The sequence below is a fragment of the Janthinobacterium sp. HH104 genome, from assembly GCF_001758715.1.
GTDB classification, from domain to species: domain Bacteria; phylum Pseudomonadota; class Gammaproteobacteria; order Burkholderiales; family Burkholderiaceae_D; genus Janthinobacterium; species Janthinobacterium aestuarii.
The window spans coordinates 63329-83751 of record NZ_LRIB01000060.1; the positions used below are offsets into that span (position 1 = coordinate 63329).

General features: G+C 64.0%; 13 protein-coding genes. 7 read left to right on the forward strand and 6 right to left on the reverse strand.

What is annotated here, in order from left to right; translation table 11 throughout:
• Positions 1-38: 38 nt before the first annotated feature.
• A complete protein-coding gene (locus tag JAB6_RS27240; RefSeq protein WP_034751260.1) occupies positions 39-416 on the forward strand; it encodes a SirB2 family protein in 378 nt (125 codons plus the stop codon).
• A 73-nt stretch (positions 417-489) separates the two neighbouring features.
• Here JAB6_RS27240 and JAB6_RS27245 read toward each other — a convergent pair whose 3' ends face one another.
• A complete protein-coding gene (locus JAB6_RS27245) occupies positions 490-1131 on the reverse strand; it encodes a hypothetical protein (protein ID WP_139143519.1) in 642 nt (213 codons plus the stop codon).
• Between the two features lie 275 nt (positions 1132-1406).
• Here JAB6_RS27245 and JAB6_RS27250 point away from each other — a divergent pair, with 275 nt between their 5' ends.
• Positions 1407-1919: a hypothetical protein gene (locus tag JAB6_RS27250; RefSeq protein WP_139143520.1), complete on the forward strand. Its 513-nt coding sequence runs from the start codon at positions 1407-1409 to the stop codon at positions 1917-1919.
• A 3-nt stretch (positions 1920-1922) separates the two neighbouring features.
• Here JAB6_RS27250 and JAB6_RS27255 read toward each other — a convergent pair whose 3' ends face one another.
• The 5 genes from JAB6_RS27255 to JAB6_RS27275 all read right to left on the reverse strand — a co-directional run bounded on the left by JAB6_RS27255 (position 1923) and on the right by JAB6_RS27275 (position 14747).
• A complete protein-coding gene (locus JAB6_RS27255) occupies positions 1923-3230 on the reverse strand; it encodes a DUF5077 domain-containing protein (protein WP_070305913.1) in 1308 nt (435 codons plus the stop codon).
• Positions 3231-3358: 128 nt separating this feature from the next.
• The gene (locus tag JAB6_RS27260) at positions 3359-4750 is read right to left on the reverse strand and encodes a Gfo/Idh/MocA family protein (RefSeq protein ID WP_200873015.1); all 1392 of its coding nucleotides are present in this window, start codon (positions 4748-4750) and stop codon (positions 3359-3361) included.
• A gap of 66 nt (positions 4751-4816) precedes the next feature.
• Complete coding sequence (locus JAB6_RS27265; protein ID WP_070305914.1) at positions 4817-7858, reverse strand: TonB-dependent receptor; 3042 nt, start codon at positions 7856-7858, stop codon at positions 4817-4819.
• A gap of 494 nt (positions 7859-8352) precedes the next feature.
• Complete coding sequence (locus JAB6_RS27270) at positions 8353-11298, reverse strand: TonB-dependent siderophore receptor (protein WP_083293064.1); 2946 nt, start codon at positions 11296-11298, stop codon at positions 8353-8355.
• Between the two features lie 98 nt (positions 11299-11396).
• Positions 11397-14747 (reverse strand): TIM-barrel domain-containing protein, encoded by a 3351-nt coding sequence (locus JAB6_RS27275; protein ID WP_070305917.1) that lies wholly within the window; start codon positions 14745-14747, stop codon positions 11397-11399.
• 347 nt (positions 14748-15094) lie between these two features.
• On the opposite strand from JAB6_RS27275, the gene JAB6_RS27280 reads away from it, so the two are divergent.
• Genes JAB6_RS27280 through JAB6_RS27300 form a run of 5 tightly spaced genes read left to right on the forward strand, consistent with a single transcriptional unit; the run spans position 15095 to position 20415 of the window.
• Positions 15095-16231, forward strand: coding sequence for an SIS domain-containing protein (locus JAB6_RS27280; protein ID WP_070305919.1), 1137 nt, complete (start codon positions 15095-15097; stop codon positions 16229-16231).
• Positions 16218-17165: an ROK family protein gene (locus JAB6_RS27285; protein WP_070305923.1), complete on the forward strand. Its 948-nt coding sequence runs from the start codon at positions 16218-16220 to the stop codon at positions 17163-17165. Before JAB6_RS27280 ends, JAB6_RS27285 begins: the two co-directional genes overlap by 14 nt.
• 5 nt (positions 17166-17170) lie before the next feature.
• The gene (locus JAB6_RS27290; protein ID WP_217494663.1) at positions 17171-18514 is read left to right on the forward strand and encodes a D-tagatose-bisphosphate aldolase, class II, non-catalytic subunit; all 1344 of its coding nucleotides are present in this window, start codon (positions 17171-17173) and stop codon (positions 18512-18514) included.
• Positions 18515-18549: 35 nt separating this feature from the next.
• The gene (locus JAB6_RS27295; protein WP_034751280.1) at positions 18550-19317 is read left to right on the forward strand and encodes a DeoR family transcriptional regulator; all 768 of its coding nucleotides are present in this window, start codon (positions 18550-18552) and stop codon (positions 19315-19317) included.
• Positions 19318-19320: 3 nt separating this feature from the next.
• Positions 19321-20415, forward strand: a complete 1095-nt coding sequence (locus JAB6_RS27300) for an N-acetylglucosamine-6-phosphate deacetylase (protein WP_070305925.1) — start codon at positions 19321-19323, stop codon at positions 20413-20415.
• Positions 20416-20423: the final 8 nt, after the last annotated feature.

The window sequence follows — 20423 nt, forward strand, 5'->3', positions numbered from 1 at the left end:
TATGCTGGCGCTACTTTGAATAACGACCGCATGGACATATGGACTATCTGAGCCTCAAGCATTTCCACATGGCTTGCGCCGCCGCCAGCGGCCTGCTTTTCCTCTTGCGCGGCGCATGGATGCTGCGCGCCTCGCCCGCCTTGCAGCAGCGCTGGGTAAAAATCCTGCCGCACCTGGTCGACACGGCCTTGCTGGCCAGCGCCATCACCCTGGCCGTGTGGAGCGGCCAGTCGCCGGGCAGCCAGCCCTGGCTGGCCGCCAAACTGTGCGCGCTGGTGGCCTACATCGTGCTGGGCACCATCGCGCTGAAACGGGGCAAGACGCCGGCCGTGCGCGGCGCCGCCTTCGCGCTCGCCGTGCTGGTCTTCGCCTACATCGTCGCCGTAGCCGTGACCAAACAGGCCTGGCCGCTCTGATGCAGCAAAAAATGTAGCGCAGGGTCGCGCCTGCAGTACAGAGTGACGCGTGCGCGGCGCGACCTGCAGGTGCTTATTTGGCGCGGTTTCTTTCCTGAATTTCCTTGCCAAGGGCGTCCTCTAGCCACCATTCACGCACCTCGAGCGCCTTGTTCTCGATGCTGGCATTGGCCAGCAAGGGATTTTTCTTCAGGTATGCGATATCTTCCTCGAAATTGTCGTGTATCGAAGCCACTTGCAGGAAACGGTTGGCATCCAGACGTCCCAGGTAGATGACCTTGCCAGCAACGACGTCAAACTCGATCGGCTTCGGCGACGATTCGGAGTACCTGGACCTGAATCCATAGTCAAGCAGCCAGATGATGACGCTGTAGCGTCCCGGCGTCAGCTGCAGCGCAAAGGTGCTGCCTTTGCCCGTAGGTACTTTTGGCAAGACATTCTGCAAGGCGACCTGGCCGGCGGGAGCATGGCTGGATAACCACAGACTTTTGCCCTCGAGGGCGGCAGGGTCGCTGCTGACGATGCCGAACCTGGCGCCATGCGCCTCGAAGACGGAGCTCTCGAACACGGTGCCGACGACAACGCCCTTGGCAAGGTCGGGTGTCGTGTAGGTAAACGCAGGCGCGCTATTGCGGCCGGTGACACAGGCCGACAACAGCGCAGGCAGCAAGACGGCGCACGCCAGCGCGCGCAGCATGGTGGTTCGGACAAACATGGATGATCCTGAATAAAATGAAGAAATGGGTCACAAGTGATGGGCAAAGGGCAAAGGACGGCAAGCGCGCCTGTGCCTGCATGAGTCCAGATAAATATTGCTAATTGGAAATATTTTCAGTGTATCCGCCTGGCACGAAAATGTCTAGTTGACAAGTAGTCAAAGGACGCCATACGACTTCTGCGGAACGCGGCAAGCTGCACGGCAATGATAGTATTGGCAACTTCATCGACAAGGCAGCCACCGTGGCCGTGCTGCTCCCCTGAAAGGCAACCATGCTCTTATCCGAACTATTGACCAAGCTGACCTGCGGTGATCTGGAAGGCGAGGAACTCGACGACGCCGTCGCCGCCATCACCGAAGCTCCCTCCGCGCCGCGCGAGGAATGGGTCGACAGCGATGCGCAAGCCTACGCGCTGGAACTCCTCTCGCAGCTGGGCGGCCATATGGCGTCGAGCGACAAGATCGATGAATTGCACGAACAGATACAGGACATGTTCGACGAATTCCCCGACTTCCCGTACGCACTGCTCAAGGAAAGCGGCGGCAGCGTGCTGCCCTATTTCGAGTGGCTGGATACGGAACTGGCGCAGCGCGCCGTGGAAGAAGGCGGCTATGACCTGATCCAGATCGACGGCAACGGCTCCGACGAAATGGATGCGCTGATCGTCTACCGGCGCGACACGGACGACATCATCCAGGCGGCGGCATTGATGGGCGTGACGATAGGCCGGCCGCTCACCTACTATCGCGGCATCGATGCGATGGTAGGCAAGCGGCCAGGGTAAGACTTACTGCATCGGCAAGGCGCTGACATCGACGGCCGGCGCCTGGCCCGTCGCGGGCCGCGTAAAGTTCTGGCTGGTTTTCACATAGTCGGCGAAGAAGCCGCCGTTATGCAGGTAGAACCTGCCGTTTTCCAGCCCGCCCGCATAATCCATGCGCTGCGCATTCGTGGCCGTGGCGTCGCCCGTGAACCTTCCCGCCGTCACTTCGGTCCATGTCCCGGAAACGTTCCTGGCCCACTGGTTGCCGAACTGGACGCGGCGCTCCGTGTAGCCCAGGGTATCGATAAAGTTCTCGAGGAAGGAATGCACGCCCGTCAGATACGTGGAGATCGCCGGCCGCTTCCAGGTGGCGATGTAGCGCCACTTGCCCGTCTCGGGCGCGAAGAACCAGGCCGAATAATCGCTGCCGCCATTGCCGTCGGGCCGCGCACGCGTGATGAAGCGGTACGTCGTGCCAGCCGCCCAGTTATACGACAGATAGGTCTGGCCGCCCGTGCCCTCGCCGCCAAACGCATTGTCGACCACGCCGGCGCCCTTGCTGACCAGGGTGGTCTTGGCGCCATTGTCGGCATCCCACACGGAGAACAATATCCAGCGCTCGCTCGGCGACTTCACCTGGATGCCCATGTAGCCCTGGCCAAAGCCGTTGGCCATGAAGTAGGAACCGATGGCGTCCTGGCCCTGGGGAATCGTCATCTCGTTATAGAAATACTCGGTATTGGCCGGCACCGTATAACCCATGTGCACGGACGGGCCGCGCCGCGACCAGTAGTAGTTGGCGGGGTCATTCGCATAGGTGAGCGCCGTGTTCGACGTCACCTTCAGCGCCGCCACGTCGCCGAACGTGCCCTTCACGCGCTTCAGGCCCTGCATGTCGACCTTTACATAGCCGGCCGCCGGCACATTGACCGTGCCGACGGCATAGGTCTTGCGCTCCTTGCCGGCCAGCTTGACATCGAACGGCGTGCCATTGATCTTCACGCGGATGGTGCTGTTGCCGCCATCGGCCAGGCTGGCGTCGAGCGCCACCTGCACGGAGCCCGCCTCGGCCACGCGGAAATACGTGCTGGCGACGGCATCGGGATTGCTCCAGCCGGCCAGGCCGCGTTCGTTGATGACGGCGCCTACGTCGCCGCTGGTGATGAAGGCGTTACCGGCCAGTTCCACGGTCGCCGTCGTGGCGGGCGCCGCCACGCTGGCCGCCAGCAAGGCCGTGTTGCCGTTGCCCGTGGCGGTGGCGCCGCCGCAGGCCGCCAGCAGCAAGGGCATGGCGGGAAGGATGGCATAGAGTAATGAACTTCTGTGTTTCATCAACGTCTCCTGGTGGTACAGCTTTGCGGCGGGCGAACACGGGCCTGCGCACCTGCGCCGCGGTTGAAAAACTGGGTGGATAGAAAAAACCCGCTACGGCAACTGGTGCGGTAGCGGGCGAATGGAGCTTAGTACTTGCCGTCGAGGGCGAAGATCGGCTTGCGCGATTTCCACTGCCCGCCCGTAAAGTCCGGGAAGTCCAGGGTCTGGAAGTTGGCGGCGATCGATTGCTCGGACAGCGGCGTGATGGCGCTCCACGTCACGGCATCGTAGATATCGATCGGCATCGGCGCGTTGGCCTTGAGCGCTTCGACAAAGGCGTGGATGACGAAGAAGTCCATGCCGCCGTGGCCAGCGCCTTCCGCTTGTGCCGCGTACTTGCGCCACACCGGATGCTCATACTTGTCCTGGTAAGCCTTGAAGTCGTCCCACTGGTGCGGCTTGCTGACGCCTTCGATATGGATCGAATTGTTCAAGTCCATCCACAGGCCGTCCGTGCCTTGCACGCGGAAGCCCAGCGAATACGGACGCGGCAAGCTCGTATCGTGCTGCAGGATGATGGTTTCGCCGTTCTCGCACGCCAGCGTGGTGGTGACGACGTCGCCCAGCTTGAATTTCACCTTGGCGTTCGCATGCTGCGCGCCGCCCGGCTGCTTGACGATGTAGTCGTGCAAGCCGCGCGCCTTGGTGGCGAAGGCGTTGATGCGCGTAAAACGGTTGCCGCGGTTGATGTTCGTGTACATGGCGCACGGACCGATGCCGTGGCTTGGATACAGCTCGCCATTGCGCTCGACCGAGTGCTGCGTGCGCCAATGGGCTTCGGACCAGCCCTTCTCGCCGAACTCCACGCCGCCGCCATATGGCTTGGCCGGATTGCCGCTGTTGAATTTCACGGCGCGCAAATCGTGCTGGTAGCCGCCCTGCAGGTGCAGCAGTTCACCAAACAGGCCCGCGCGCACCATCTGCAGCGCGGCCATCACGTCGCGGCGGTAGCACACGTTTTCCAGCAACATGTACGGCGTGCCCGTTTTCAGCTGGGTATTGAGCACATCCCAGTGGTCTTGCAGGGTGATGCCGGCCACCACTTCGCAGCCGACGGCGATCTTCGCCTGCATGGCGGCGATCGCCATCGGCGCATGGAATTCCCACGGCGTGGCGATGATCACGCCATCGAGGCCGCCCGCGTCCAGCATGCGCTTGTAGGCTTTCTGGTCGCGGTCTTCGCCATACGTGCGCGGACGGGGCTTGCCGGCCTTGGCCACCTGGCCCAGCGCGTGTTTCAGCATGATCGGTTCGATATCGCACAGGGCCACCACTTCCACGTCGTCGCGGCGCACCAGTTCGGCCAGCAGCACCTGGCCGCGCATGCCCGTGCCGATCAGGCCCAGGCGGACCTTGTCGCGGCCGGCGGCGGGTGCGGCGTTGGCCTCGCCAGGCAGCAAGGCGCTGCCGGTCATGGCGCCACCGGCCAGCGCGGCGCTGGCGGACAGGAAATTGCGTCGATTGATTTGTGTCGTCATTGGTCTCTTCTCGCTTCCATTGGTAATGATCGTCGCCGGTCCGCCGCACGGCAGGCCGGCTGCAGTTTAATAGGTGTATTCCGCCGTGAAGCGCACGGAACGCGGCGCCGTGCGGCCGGCCACCTGCAGATAGCTGCGGGCGATGGCGCCATGGTCTTCGCGCGTCTCGTTGTAGCGGGTCACGGTCTGGCTGTTGAACACATTGAACACGTCCACTTTCAGGCTCAGGCCCTTGACGGCGCTGGGAGTATAGGCCAGATTCATGTCCAGCTGGGCTTGCCATGGCAGGCGGCCCTGGCTGCCGCGCGGCGCCGCTTTGCCATCGCAATAGAAGTAGGAATCGCCGTAGTCGTTCTCGAACTTCAGGTTGTCGGGCAGCGCGCCGATGCAGTTGCGCGGCGCGCCCGACGTCAGCGACAGGTTGGCGCCGACCGTCACGTCCGGGATGACCTGCATGAAGCCGTAGGCCTTGAAGGCGTGGCGGTGGTCGCCCGGCAGATAGCCATACGCGTTGTACATCAGTTCCTTGTGGTCGTCGCTGACCGTCAGGCCCACGTCGCCGCCGCCGATGCTGTCCGTCTGGCCTTCCATATTGCCCTTCAAGCCGGACAAGGTGTAGGTCAGCTTGCCGTACCAGCCATTCGTGTACGGGTGCTCGATGAACATGTTCAAGGCGCGGTAGGTGCGTGCCGGTTTCGGATTGCCCCACTCCGCCGCCGAAATATCCACGCGGCGCAAGCCCTTGCCATCGTCGAAGTCCACCATCAGGCTGTTGTCGCGGCCCGGGTTGATGATGGCGCACTGGAAGCCGCCCCAGTTGCTCGTGTCGACGCTGTTGCGCGTAGCCCAGGCTTGCAGCGGACGCGCATCGCAGGTGTCGTCGTTGGTGTCGTTCAGCTTGCGGTACAGGACACTGGCGCCCACCACCAGCTTCTTGCTCAGGGCACGTTCGAAGCCGAGCGAGAATTCATCCTGCGACAGCGGTTTCAGGCCGACGGCCGTTACTTCGCGCGCATCGCGGCTCTGGCCATACGCATTGTTTGCCGAATACGGCTTGCTGATCGCGTGCAGGCCCGTCGGCGCGCCCGTCACCGGATCGACGCCCGTGTACGTGTACATCTCGCTGGTGGCCAGGAAGGGGCTGGCCATGTTGCTCGACAAATTCGACGGCACAGGCAGGTGGTAGCGGCCGCCGTTGGCGAAGAATTTCAGGGTGCCGTCACCCAGGTAATCCCAGGTGGCGCCCACGCGCGGGGCGATCATGTTGCGCTGCGAAATGAAGGCCACGCCATCGGTGCTGTAGTTGGTGAACTGCTCGCGGCGCAGGCCCAGGTCCAGCAGCACCCGTTCCGTAACCTGGTAATGGTCCTGGATGTATTGCGCCGATTGCACGCTGGTGGGACGCGCCAGGTTGGCGTTCAAGTCCTTGCTGACGTAATAGCCCTGCGCGCCATAGCCGCCGCCCTGGGCCGGCGTTTCAAAGGCGCCGTTGATGGCCCGGTTCGGATCGGTCGCGCGCTGGTAGCTCCAGCGGTAGCCGCCGGCCAGGCTCAGGCCCACTTTCGACTCCACGTCGATGCGGTCGATGCCGCCGCGCAGCGAGTGCTTGCCCAGCTTGTATTCGAGGTCCAGGCGCTTGGCTTTCTGGCGGTCTTCCGACGATGGGTCGACCAGGGTGCCCGTCACCGTTTGCGGATTGGCGTACGTCAGGCCAGGCACCTGCGTCGAGGTATTCGACGACGTTTGCGCCAGCAGCGGATTGTAGCCGTTCGGCGTGCGGGTGTGCGAGGTGCGCGACTCGCCCATCATGGCCGTCACGGTCAGGTTGTCCGTCAGGTAGCCCGTGTACTTGAAGATGTCGATGTTGGCGCCCGGCGCGGCCGATGAACCGCAGCAGTTGACTGTCGTCTCGCCCTTGCCTGCCTGGACGCCATTGCTCGCATGCGTGGCGTAGCTGTAGCCATATGCCTGGCTGTCTGTTTTCGTGCGGTCATACAGCTTGGTGTATTCGAAGTGATGGTCGTCCGTCAGGTTGTAGTCGAGCTTGGCCATCATGCGGTCCACCTTGCTCTGGCTCGTGCTCCAGCCGCGCGCCAGGGCCGTGCCCGAGTCGGCGGCGGCGGCAACGGACTGGCTGTCCGTGCGCGTCTGTTCCAGCGCCACGAAGGCGAACAGCTTGTTCTTGATCAGCGGGCCGCTGCCGTACAGGCCCACCACTTTGCTGGTGCTGCCATTGTCGCGGTTCCAGTACAGCAGATTGCCGTCCGTCTTGGGATTGGCGCCCGTGTTCGGGTAATAGGTGTTTTCCGGCTCGCCCTTCAGCGAACGGGGAATGATGGAGACCTTGCCGCCGAATTCGACCTTGTTGCCGCCGCTCTTTGTGGTGATGTTGATCACACCGCCCGTGGAGCGGCCAAATTCCGAACCGTAGCCGCCCGACAGCACCTGCAGGTTCGAGATCGCGCCAAACGGCAGCTCCGACGCACCCACCTGGGTCAGGATATTCGTGATGGGGAAGCCGTTGACGTAGAACGCGTTTTCCGACTGTCCTGAGCCGCCGATCGATGGCGCATTGCCGTACACGCTGTTGGTGCCGCGCGAGACGCCCGGCGTCAGCTGCACGATGGACGCCACATCATTGCCGACCGGCAGCGCCTTCAATTCCTTGGCCGTGAAGATCACGCCATTGTTCGTGTTCGACACGTCGATCGGATTGCGCGACGCCTTCACCACGACGGTCTGCTCCTGACCCACGGTGCCTGCCGCGCTGGCCGGGCCGAAGTTGGCCTCCGCGCCCGCGCCGATCAGCGCTTCGACTTCCTGCGATGCTTCCACCGAACCGGCACGCAGCACGCGCACCGCATAGCGGCCTGGCGGCATGGAGTTGGCCACGTAGCGGCCCGACGTATCGGGCGTCAAGGTGCGCTGCACGCCCGTCGCCAGGTTTTCCAGCACCACGGTGGCGCCGGCCGGCGCACTCACTTCGCCGAAAATGGTGCTGGTGGCGTTCGACTGTGCCCAGGCCTGGCCTGGCACGCCGGCCGCCAGGGCGATCACGATCGCGGCGGCGCGGCTGATGTCGCGCAATTTGAGTCCGGTGGTATGCATGGTGTGTCTCCGTCTATATCGAGGGTTATGCGCGCCCTCCCCGCTCCAGGGCGAAGCCGGGGGGATGCAATTTTTATGGTGGTCGTCGGAAGGTAGCTCCAGGCAGTTGCACCTTCCGGGAAATCAGTCCGTATCGGCTGATTTTCGTTTTCTTGGGATTACTTTAAAAAGAAAAATAAGTATCGTCAACAAAAAGAAAGTTATAACGGCAATTTATCGAGAAATCCGGCAAATAAAGGCATTTTATCTTTCGATTTAATCTGTGATGCGTCCCATAACTTTCGTTATCGTGGTATGACAGATACACGCGACTGCAGCGAGGTAAGCAGAAATCGTGAATCGGCGCAAAAAAACGGGGAGAAAAACGCGAAAGCAGCCATGGCACTCTGCTTTCACTTACGTTTATCTTTCGTATTGTGCATTTCGGAATATTGTCTTTTCTTTTCCATGCCAATACCCCGGCCCGCATAGACGGGCCGGGGCAGCGTCACGTATTAAAAGAACTTGTAGCTGGCCGACAGGGCGAACTGGCGGCCGAACAGGTCCTGGCTATGGTTGTAGCCTTCCCAGCCGTTCGGGTCGTAGTACGGCTTCTTGTTGAACGCGTTTTTCACGTTCAGGCCCACGTCCAGGTTCTTCACCGGCTTCCAGCTGAAGGCCAGGTTGACCGTCGTGTATGACGGCGCGCCCTTGCACTGGCCGGCCGGCAGCGCCACCGAGGCGGCGGTGCAGTTTTCCGGCGTGTTGTCTTTGTCCCAGGGACCGTAGGCCCAGCGCGTCTTGCCCGAATAGTTGATGAAGACGCTGCTGACGAAGTTGCGGTAGCTCCAGTCGGCGTTGACCGTGGCACGGTAGCGCGGCGAATCGTAGTAGCCGACGGTATTGCCCTTGATATCGCTGCCGTCTTCGCTGTCGTGGGTGTCGCGCTTGCGGATGGTGGCCGCGATGCCCGTGCTCAGCTTGCCCCAGTCACCGAGCCCAAAGCGCGTGCGCGCATCGATGTCCACGCCATCCATCAGGGTGCGGCCGCGGTTCGAATACGAGTTGATCAAGCCGCCCAGGTTGCCCACCGAGTAGCCGGGCACGCCGCCCGTGCACACGCCCGCGTTGGCGGGATTGGCGCACATGGCCGCCACCGCCGCCACGTTGCCCCGGTCCGTATCCGTCAGGTCGTTGCGGATGGCGCTGGACGTGCCGGCCAGGGTCGGGCCGTACTTGTCCACCAGTTCCGTAAACAGCTCGTTGAAGTCCTGGCGCACGATTTCGTCGCGGCGGTTGATGAACCAGTAATCGATGGAGATGCTCACGTCCTTGGCCGGCTGCAGCACCAGGCCCACCGTGGAAATCTTCGCTTTTTCCGGACGCAGGTTCTGGTTCGGCGGCGTCAGGCCGCCCACCGTCGTCGAGCAGTTCGAATTGAGCAAACTCTTGCCCAGGTCCGCATCCGTCGCCACCTTGGACTTCATCAGTGCACGCGCCATGGCGTTCGTTTCATCGCAGCGCACCGTGTCGCGGATGCCGCCCACCTGCGCAAAGACGCCGCCCGTGCCCGCTTCAGCCAGGTTGGGCGCGCGGAAGCCTTCCGAATACGTCCCGCGCAGCATCAGGTCGGGCCGCGCGCGCCAGATCACGCCCAGCTTGGGCGCCAGGTTGGCCGAGAAATGCGGATATTTGTCCAGCCGCGCGGCCGCGTTGACCTCCAGGGTGTCGCTGAGCGGCACCACCACTTCGCCAAACACGGCGGCGATGGTGCGCCGGCCGTCGAACCAGGAACCGCCCTGCTGCGTGATCAGGCCATTGGCCGCATCCGCGTTGCCGGGCGTGAGGAAACTCTCGCGCATGATGTTGGTACCCACGGCGGCGCGCACTTCGCGCTCGCCCAGCTTGAACAGGGTGCCTTCCACCTTCGCGTCCCACGTCATCAGCTTGGTCCACGATTCGATGGCGAAGGTCGGATAGGCGCTGCGCACCAGCGCCGCATTCGCCTCGCTGATTTCGCCGAACTTGTAGGCGGGATTGTCGGAGATGTACGTGCGGCCGCTGACGGGGTCTTTCGTGAACGGCCCGAATGCCTGCTCGAAGCCCTTGATGTTGATGTTCGCCGTCTGGAACAGCGTCGAATGGCTGCCCGCCACGCTGAGCGCCGTCTCGAAATCCCAGCCGCCGCCGATGCTGCCGCGCAGGCCGACGAGCGCGCGGTAGTTTTCATCGACGTTCTTCTGGCCGAAGTGGCCTTGTGCATCCTGCAGCAAATAGTTCAAGCCGGCCGCGCCGCCCATCTTGGCCACCATGTCGGCATCGAGCTTGCCTTTCAGGTAGACGTTGTTGGGGCTCAGGAAAGGCGTGGCGAACGTGTTCAGGGTATTGCCCGTATTGCGCGCGAACCAGTTGTTCGTGCTGCCGCTATTGAAGCTCGACGGGCCGTTCTCGCCGCGCATCTTGATGTGGGTGAAAGCGCCTTCCGCGAACGCTTCCATGTCGCCACCGAGTTTCAACCTGCCGCTCACGTACGCCGTGGCGCGCTCCGAGGTGGGGCCCGTGTCGAGCTGGTTCGGCAGCGCATTCCACACGCAGCGCGTGCCCGACGCTTCGGTGATGCTGGTGTTGCAGCCATTGACGGCGCGCTGGGTGCGCGCATTGTTCTTCGCCTTGTCGAAGACAAAGAAGGTCCCGGGATTCATCACGCCCGGTTCGCTGCCGACACCCACGCGCATGTTCGGGATGAAATTGGGATTGTTTACATAAAAATACGAGGGGCGCTTGCGCCAGGTATCGGCCAGCGCGATACGGTCGCGCTGGTAGACGTTCACGGAACCGTAGATGTTGTAGCCATCGCTGGCCAGGTCGCCCAGGCCATACAGCACGCTGGCCTGGCGCTCGCCATACGATTTCACGCTCGGCGAAAACTCGCCATTGGCGCGCGCTTCCAGGCCCTGGTACGACTTCTTGGTGATCACGTTGATGACGCCGGCCACGGCGTCGGAGCCATACACGGCCGACGCGCCGTCCGTGAGGATTTCCATGCGCTCGATGGCGGCGGCGGGAATGGCGTCGATATTGACGAACATGGTCTGGAAACCGGCCGGCGCGCCATAGAACGACAGGCGGCGGCCATTCAAAAGCACCAGGGTGCCCTGCGCGCCCATGCCGCGCAAGTTCGCTTGCGAACCGCCATCGGAACCCGTAAACATCGAGCGGAAATCCTGCTGCGCCGGACGGGCGGCGGGCAGGTTGTCGAGCACTTGCAGCAAGGTCAGCGCGCCCATGTTCTCGATCTGCTTGGCGTTGATCACCTGCACGGGCGACGCCGTCTCCGCGTTGATGCGCTTCAGGCTGGAGCCCGTCACTTCGACACGCTGCAGTTTCTCCTCCTCCGCCGCCAGCGCCGTCGACGCCAGCCCTACCGCCACCATCGCGGCCATCATTTTTTTCAAGTGCATTCTCAACTCCCTTTTTATAAGTGATTTGTTTTCGTCAGGTTGCAAGAGCCCCTCCCCGGTCCGAAGAGGGGCTCTTTTTAGTGAAATGATTGAAGCAGTTAGCGCGGCTTGACTGTCGCGCCTTCCGTGCCGGTGAGTACGGCGTTGGCCCAGTTGCCGCAGACCTGGGCCGGGTGGGCGCCGCGCGCGCCCAGGGTGCGCAAACTGAGCTGGCTCAGGCCGCGCACGTCGATTTCGGGTTTGACCACCCCGGGAGCCGTGACCAGGCCGCTGTCATACAGCAGCCGCTCACCGCTCCAGACCTGGAATTGCAAGCCGCCCGCGCTGCGGCAGCTATCGTCCACGCCCAGGTCGGCGCGCAGCAGATTCCAGTTGCCCGCCAGCTGCAAGTCGATGCGGCTGGCGGGTCCCACGCCGAGGCCCTTGCGGAACCACAGCCCGTTCATGCGCATCTCGGCCGCCTTGCCGGCTGGCCGGTCTTTCGCGATAGTCTTCGGCAACGCCAGGTCCGACAGGTAGCGCTGCACTTCCTCGCCTTCGGCCACTCTGTGCTCGAGCACGCGGAATGCGGACAAGGTGACGGGCGCCACGTCGGTCGCCAGCGCCGCGTCGAACGCGCGCGCCACCGGACCCGCTTGCGCCGCCGTTACCATCGGGTCCAGGGTCGCCGCGCCATCGCCTTCCGGATTTTGCATGCTCATGACGCGAAAGCGCAGCAAGCGCCCGGCCGTGGCGGGGAAGTTGATCGTCTGCATGCCTTCCTGCAGTTTCAATGTGCCGCGCACCAGCGGCGCGCCCCACTCGCCGTTGTTGTCGCCGATGTAGATTTCATAGTCGCGCACCTGGCCATGCTTCCAGTGCTGGTCATTGCGCGGCGCCAGTTCGATGCCGTCCACCAGGCGCCGTTCCGTAAAGCCGATCACCCATTCATGCGGCCCGCTTTTCACGGACGGGCTGCGCACGGTACGGAACCACGTCTCCGGCTTGCCATCGAAAGCGTTTTCCAGCGGATAGCCGCTTTCTTCCGCAGGACGCGCCACCACCTGCATGGCGTCGGCCGGCAAGGCGCGGCCCGGCACGGGTGCCGCCGGGAAGTCGGCATCCGTGCGTGCCACGGCCAGCGCGCCGGCGACCTGCAGCATCAAGCGCTGGCGGATATCCTGCGCCGCCACTTTCACGTGCAGGGTGCCTTGTCTGTCCGCCGCATCAAAATACCAGCCCTCTGCCGCCTTGTCGTAGGCGGCACGGCCGGCGGATGCCGCGATCAGGCGTTCGCCGGCGCGCACGGCGGCCGGTGTCTGGCCTGCCAGCATGCGCAGCACATAAGCGCGGCGCGCTTCCTGGCCCTGGTACCGGCCATCGACGGCGCCGATGTCGACCTGCACGTCGGCGCCCGTCTGGCGCATGCGGATGACTTGCTGGCTGAAGGCGCCGCCCTGGTACTGGCGCGTATTGCCGTCGTCTTCATACAGGGTGTAGTCGGAATCGCCGTGCGGGTAGATATCGAGGGTCAGCTGATCCTTCGGCTTCTGGCCGTCGTACAGCATTTCTGGATACATGGGCAGGATGGCGCCGGCGCGCACGAACACGGGCAGTTTATCGAGCGTCACCTGCAGATCGAGGTCGCGCCCCTTGGCGTCGGCCGTGGCCTGGCGGCCATCCCAGTAGTCATACCACGTGCCCTGCGGCAGGTGGATGCCCTTGCGCCAGCCGCCGCTGACGGCCTGGCTGCGGTAGACGGGCGCCACCAGCACGTCGCGGCCCAACAGAAACTGGTATTTATAGGCTTCCGTATAGGCGGCCGGGTCTTGCGGGTAATCCCACATCAGGCCGCGCACCAGCGGCGCGCCCGATTGCTCCGCTTCGCGCACGAGGGTATACATATACGGCGTCAAACGCATCTTGAGTTTCAGATAGCGGCGGTTGATGTCGCGGTACGGCTCATCGAACCACCACGGGTGCTTGCGCTCGGCCGCGGCCCAGCCGGACATGCCCATAAGGACGGGCGTAAAGCTTTTCCACTGCAGGTCGCGCAAATAGGTTTCCGGGCTGCCGCCGAAGATGGCGTCCACATCGCCCGATGCATAGGCCTGGCCGGACAGGCCCGAGCCGATCAGGGTCGGGATGTGCCAGCGGATGTAGTCCCAACTGGCGCTCTGGTCGCCCGTCCACGCCACAGCGTAGCGCTGGATGCCGGCCCAGCCCATCACCGTCCACAGGAAGGGGCGGCTGTCGGAGTTGTTCAGGATGCCGTCGTAGGCCGACTTGTTCGCGTCCATGGCGAACTGGTAGCCCTTGCCCGTCCACGCCACGTCCAGTTTTTGCACGCGGCTGCCCGCCTGACCCACTTCCCAGGCGATCTTGTCGACGCCGTTTTCCGTCCACAGGCCCGTGCGAAAGCCATAGCCGGCCAGGCCCTTCACCGTTTCCGGCAAATTCGTGTAACCGCAGCCATAGCCGTCGTTGGGCAGTATCCAGCCGCCCGGCATGTCGTGTTCGCGGTACTGGCGCGCCACCGTTTCCACCACGTCCGGCGTCTTGCCGGTGGGGCCGTCCGTCCAGTTCTTCGGCACGGAACCGGGCTTTTTCACGTTGTCGCCATCGTTGTAGCAATCGGCGTCGCCGTATTCCAACGCCCAGCGGGGCAGCATGCGCGCGCGGCCCGTCAACTCCGTGTAGCGGGCGACGACGTCGCGCAAGTCCTTGCCGACGAAGAAATACGCATCGAAGCGGCCTTCCGCGTGCTGCAGCGAGATCTGCTCCTTGTCGCGCAGATCGTAGTTCCCGTCGGACCAGGTATTGCGCAGCATGCCCCAGCCGCGTGAACTCATGAGGAATGGAGCGGGATTCGGCCGGTCGCCCTCTTCCCAGCCGCCCGAATACGATACGGGCACCTGCTTGCCCTTGAATTCGAAGCGGCCATTCTGCTGGCCGCCGCCAAAGTAACGCTCGCCCGGCAGGCTCGATAGCACCTGCACGCCCTGCTTGTCGTCGAGCGACAGCGGCTGCACCTCGCGCCACAGCGGCACCGCATCACCGTTGCGGAAAAGGGAAAAACGCAACGGTTTGCGGTCGATGCGCAGGCTCAGGGCATCCGTGCTGATCAGGATATGGTCGGGCTGTTCCTTGATCTGGTACGCCACCTGCGCGGCAGGCTGGCCCACGACGATGGGCGCTGCCTTGTCGCCGGGCCCCGTCAAGCCTGCCTTGCCGCCGGCCTGGATGCGCAGCACGTCCACCTGCGACAGGCTGATGCGCAGTTGCATGCCCGTGTCGCTGCGCAGGTCCCAGCCCAGCGCCTCGCCCTTGGCCACGTCGGCCGCGTGCACGGCGCTCAAGCTGGTCAGGTTACCGATAGGCGCGGCCTGCAGGCCCGGTGCGGCAAGGGTGGCAAGGGCGGCCAGGACGCAGGCGACAAGAGCGCGGCGGGGAAGCGGGAGAGGTTTCATCTGCTGGCTTTCAGAAAATCGAAGTGATGGAAATACTTTAAGAAGAAAAATAAATATCGTCAATCAAAAGAAAGTTAAAGCGGCAATTTATTAATAAAATGCCCAGAATTGGCGCATTTTTCTTACGTTTCACCAAAATGTCACAAAAGATACTTTCGTTATCGTGGCATTTCAGCGACAGGCCGCGCCGCCACCGGCTTTTGCGCTGCACCGCAGCATGCTTCAGGGCCATTAAAACGACATTATTTCGCAAGCCGCCAAACTATTTACTTTCGTTTTACTTTCGTATTTGACTTTTCGAAATTTAGTATTTATGCTTTCTCCAACAAACACTTTACTGACCTCTCATGACTACCCTTCTTCAGCGTGACATTCAAACCTGGCGCGACATCGGCGGCCTGCACACGGCCGAGGAAATCGCCCACCAGCCAGCTATCTGGCGCGCGCTGGCCACCATCTTGCGCAAAGAGCAAGCGACACTGGCCGCCTTCCTCGGCGACGCGCTGTCGAACCCCCAACAACGCGTCATCCTCACGGGCGCCGGCAGCTCGGCCTATGTGGGCGAAATCGTCGTCGATACCCTGAATGCGGCCTGGCCCGCGCAGATCCGCGCCATCGCCACCACGACTTTGCTGACGCACCATGAGCTGTACCTGGAAGCGGATGCGCCCACCCTGCTCGTCTCGTTTGCCCGCAGCGGCGACAGCCCGGAAAGCCTGGCGGCCGTGGAATTGCTGCGCCAGGTCGTGCCCGGCGCGCGCTTTCTGAACATCACCTGCAATGCGGACGGCAAGCTGGCGCGCCAGGGCGCAAACGACAGCAATACCTATAATCTGCTGATGCCGGAAGGCAGCTGCGACCGCGGCTTCGCCATGACCAGCAGTTTCAGCAGCATGCTGCTGGCGGCCCTGTCGGTACTGGGCAAGGATACTGATTTGTCGCGCCTGGACACCCTGGCACAGCTGGGCGAACACGCCTTGCACGACTGGTCTGCCCCCGTGGCGGACCTGGGTTCGACACCGGTGCGGCGCGTCGTCTACCTGGGCAGCGGCCCGCTGGAAGCGCTGGCCAAGGAAGCGGCATTGAAGATCCTGGAATTGACGGGTGGCCGCGTGATGGCGATGGCGAATACGCCGCTGGGCTTCCGCCACGGCCCGAAATCGGCCGTCACCACGGAGTCGCTGGTGATCCTGCTGCGCAGCAGCAAGCCGCTGGCGCGCCAGTACGAAGACGACCTATTGAAAGAACTGCAGCGCGACAGCGTGGCGCAGACGTGCCTGACCGTCGGTATCGGCGGTGACTTATCTGCCGATGCGCCGGCCTGGCCCGACGCCTGGCTGGCCCCGCTGTGGCTGCTGATGGCGCAGCAATATGCGCTGCACCAGTCCGCACTGCTGCAACTGCGCCCCGACAATCCATTCGCCGGCGGCATCGTCAACCGTGTCGTGCAAGGCGTCACCATCTATGGCCATGACCAATTCTAATCACACAGCCGGCTACCACGGCATCGACATCGGCGGCAGCAAGATAGAGCTGGTCGCCTTTGCCGACCGCGATGGCGCGCTGGAAGAAGTGTTCCGCGAACGGGTCGCCACGCCCGGCGACGATTTCAACGCCTTCGTGCAAGCCATCACCGGCCTGGTGGCACGCGGCGACGCGGCGCTGGGCACGACGGCGCCCGTCGGCATCGGCTTGCCCGGCGTGATCGACAGCGCCAGCGGCCGCCAGCTCAGTTCCAACGTGCCGGCCCTGAACGGCCGCCTCGTGGCGCAAACCCTGCAGCAAGCCTTGCAGCGCCCTGTCGCCATCGGCAACGATTGCCAGTGCTTCGCCCTGTCGGAAGCGCAAGGCGGCGCGGCCGACAATGCCGCCAGCATGTTCGGCGCCATCCTCGGCACGGGCGCCGGCGGCGGCTATTGCGTGGGCGGCCAGCTGTTGCGCGGCTTTAACGGCGTGGCCGGCGAATGGGGCCACTGGAGCCTGCCCGCCACCCTGATGGCGCAGCATGGCCTGGCCGGTTACGACTGCCCGTGCGGCAAGGCGGGCTGCCTCGAGCGCTATGTCTCCGGCCCCGCCATGCGCAAACTCCACGCGCACTTCGGCGGCGACGGCGCCGAGCCTCTGGCCATCGTGGCGCGCGCCAACATGGGCGACGCCGTGGCCCAGCGCACGGTGGCCGTGCACCTCGACGTGCTGGGCCACGCGCTGGCCGGCCTCGTGCTGGCCTACGACCCGCACGTCATCGTGCTTGGCGGCGGCTTGTCCAAGCTGCCGCATTTGTACGACAAGCTGCCGGCCGCCGTGAAGCGCCATCTGTTCCCCGGCGTGCACGTGCCGCCCATTCTGCCGCCCCGCTTTGGCGACGCCGGCGGCGCGCGCGGCGCGGCCCTTTTGATACGACAACATACAAAGGCGTAACCATCATGAAACAAGCGGAAAACCCGACTTTTACCCTGTCCCCGATCCAGCAAGTGATCAAGGCGCACCGCCGCGGCGAGCGCGTGGGACTGTACGCCGTCTGCTGCAGCCACCCGAGCGTGCTGCGCGCCGCCATGCGCGTGGCCAGCGAGTACGACACCGTGCTGCTGGTCGAGGCGACGTCGAACCAGGTCGACCAGTTCGGCGGCTACACGGGCATGACTCCGGCCGTTTTCCGCGACACCATGCTGGCACTGGCCCGCGAACAGGGTTTCCCCGCCAGCCGCCTCGTGCTGGGCGGCGACCATTTGGGCCCGAACGCCTGGCAGCACCTCGATGCGGCCACCGCGATGAACCACGCCGAAACCCTGATCGCCGCATATGCGTCGGCCGGCTTCCATAAGATCCACCTCGATTGCAGCATGCGCTGTGCCGACGATCCCTTGCAGCTCGACGATGAAACCGTGGCCGCCCGTTCGGCGCGCCTGTGCATCGTCGCCGAGGAAGCGGCGGCCGCCGCCGGCTTCGCGCCGCCCGTCTACGTGATCGGCACGGAAGTACCGGTTCCCGGCGGCGAAGCGTCGCTGGCGCAAGCGGGCGCCGTCACCAGCCCGCAAGCGGCGCGCCGTACGCTCGACGTGCACCGCCGCGCCTTCCTCGACAAGGAATTGCATGGCGCCTGGCGCCGCGTCATCGCCATGGTGGTGCAGCCGGGTGTCGATTTCGACCAGAGCAGCATCCAGCATTACGATGCGGATGCCGCCGCCGAACTGTCTGCCTTTGTCGCCGAGCAGCCGGGCCTCGTGTTCGAAGCCCATTCCACCGACTACCAGCGCGAAACGGCGCTGCACGCCATGGTGCGCGACCATTTCGCCATCCTGAAAGTGGGCCCGGCCGCCACCTTCGCGCTGCGCGAAGCGCTGTTCGCCCTGTGCCAGATCGAGGAGGAACTGCTGCCGGCGCACGCCACCTCGCAGCTGATGCAGGTGCTCGACGACGTGATGGTGGCCAAGCCGAAGAACTGGATCAAGCATTACCTGGGCACGCCGGACGAGCAGCGCCTGATGCGCCGCTACGGCTTGAGCGACCGTTGCCGCTATTACTGGGGCGAGCCGGAAGTGGCGGCCGCCGTCGGCAAGCTGCTGGCCAACCTGGATACGGTGGCCATTCCGCTGCCGCTCCTGAGCCAGCATTTGCCGGAACAGTATCTGGCCGTGGTGCAGGGCAGCTTGCCGGCGCAGGCGCAGGCCCTGATCGAGCACAAGATCGGCAGCTTGCTGGCGCAATATGCGCGCGCCTGCAACCGTAATGCGGCAGTCCCCGTCATTGCCGAAGCGGCAATCTGTTAAGCTCGGTATTTTCACTTTTTACCGAGCCCGCCACCATGCGAAATACCAGCCAACGCCGTGAATCCATCCTCCAAATGCTTGCCCAGCAGGGCTCGGTGCAAGTGACCGACTTGGTGGAAAAGCTCGGCGTGTCCGCGGTCACCATCCGCAGCGACTTGAATGCGCTGGAAGCGCAAGGCATGGCCACGCGCAGCCACGGCGGCGCGACCCTGACGCGCACGCCCCCGCTTGAACACACGATACGCCAGAAGGATGCCATCAACCACGAGCAGAAGGAGCGCATCGGCGCCTATGCGGCGCGGCTGGTGGAACCGGGCGACAACATCATCATCGACTCGGGCACCACCACCATCTCGCTGGCGCGCCATCTGCGCGATGCGACGGGCGTGACGGTGGCCACGAATGGCCTGAACATCGCGTGGGAACTGGCCGACGCGCCCGGCGTGGACCTGATCCTCACGGGCGGCCTGCTGCGCAAGCAGTCGCTGTCGATCCAGGGCAGCCAGGCGGAAACCTGCTTGCAGGCCTACAGCTTCGACAAGCTGTTTCTGGGCGTCGACGGTTTCGACCTGCAGTTTGGCGTGACCACCCACCACGAAGCGGAAGCAAGCCTGAACCACAAGATGGTGGAACGGGCCAAGAAAATCATCGTCCTCACGGACGCCTCCAAGTTCGGCCGCGTCAGCCTGCACCGCATCGTGCAGCTGGACCGGGTCGATACCGTCATCACCGATGCCAGCATCAGCCAGGAGTACCGCGAAGGGCTGCAAAAGCTGGGCATCGAACTTTTTATAGCGGAATAACACATGCTGAGCGGCAGAATCCTTACCCCATCTGGCTGGATCACGGGCACCATCACCTTTGACCAGCGCATCGTCCAGATACAAGAAGACCCTGCCGCCGACAGCGCGCTGACCATCCTGCCCGGCTTCATCGACCTGCACGTGCATGGCGCGGCCGGCGTCGACATCATGGAAGGCGGGAACGCGGGCGCCACCGTGGCGCAGGTGCACGCGCGCCACGGCACCACGGCCCTGCTGGGCACGACCCTGACGGCGAAAGAACCGTCGATCCTGCGCGCCCTGCAAGGCCTGGCCGGCGTCATCGCCGAGCGCCCCACCAACGGCGCGCGCATGCTGGGCGTGCACCTGGAAGGACCGTTTTTGAATTTGCACCGCCTGGGCGCGCAGCCGCCCGACGTCGTGCAGGCCAGCCTGGCGCTGGTGCAGCGCTTCCACGCCATCGCCCCCATCAAGGTCCTGACCATGGCGCCGGAAATCCCAGGCCATTTGGAACTGATCCCGCAGCTGGCGGCTATGGGCATCCGCGTGCAGATCGGCCACAGCGCCGGCACGTATGACGAAGGCGTGGCCGCGCTGAACGCCGGTGTGTCCGGCTTTACCCACCTGTACAACGGCATGACGGGCATGACACATTACGACCCGGGCATGGTCGGCGCGGCGCTGGCGCACGCCGAATACGCGGAAATCATCCCCGACCTGCAGCACGTGGCCAAGGGCGCCCTGCGCGCGGCCCTGCGCGCCATCCCGCGCCTGTACGGCGTGACGGACGCCACCTCGGCCACCGGCATGCCGGACGGCGAGTACGGCCTGGGCACGCAGCGCGTCTACAAATGCCTGGGCTGCGTGCGCCTGGCCACCGGTTCCCTGGCCGGCAGCGTACTGACCATGGACCAGGCCCTGCGCAATTTCGTCGACCTGGGCCTGGACCTGGCCGACGCCTCGAACCGCTTGTCGCTGTACCCGGCCGACTACCTGGGCGAGTCCGACCGGGGCCGATTGGCGCCGGGCGCCTGGGCCGACATCGTCGTCCTCGATTCCACACTACAGCCAGTGTCCGTCTTCGTCGAAGGCACGGCCATCGATCTTTCCACCCGCTAGACCACCTC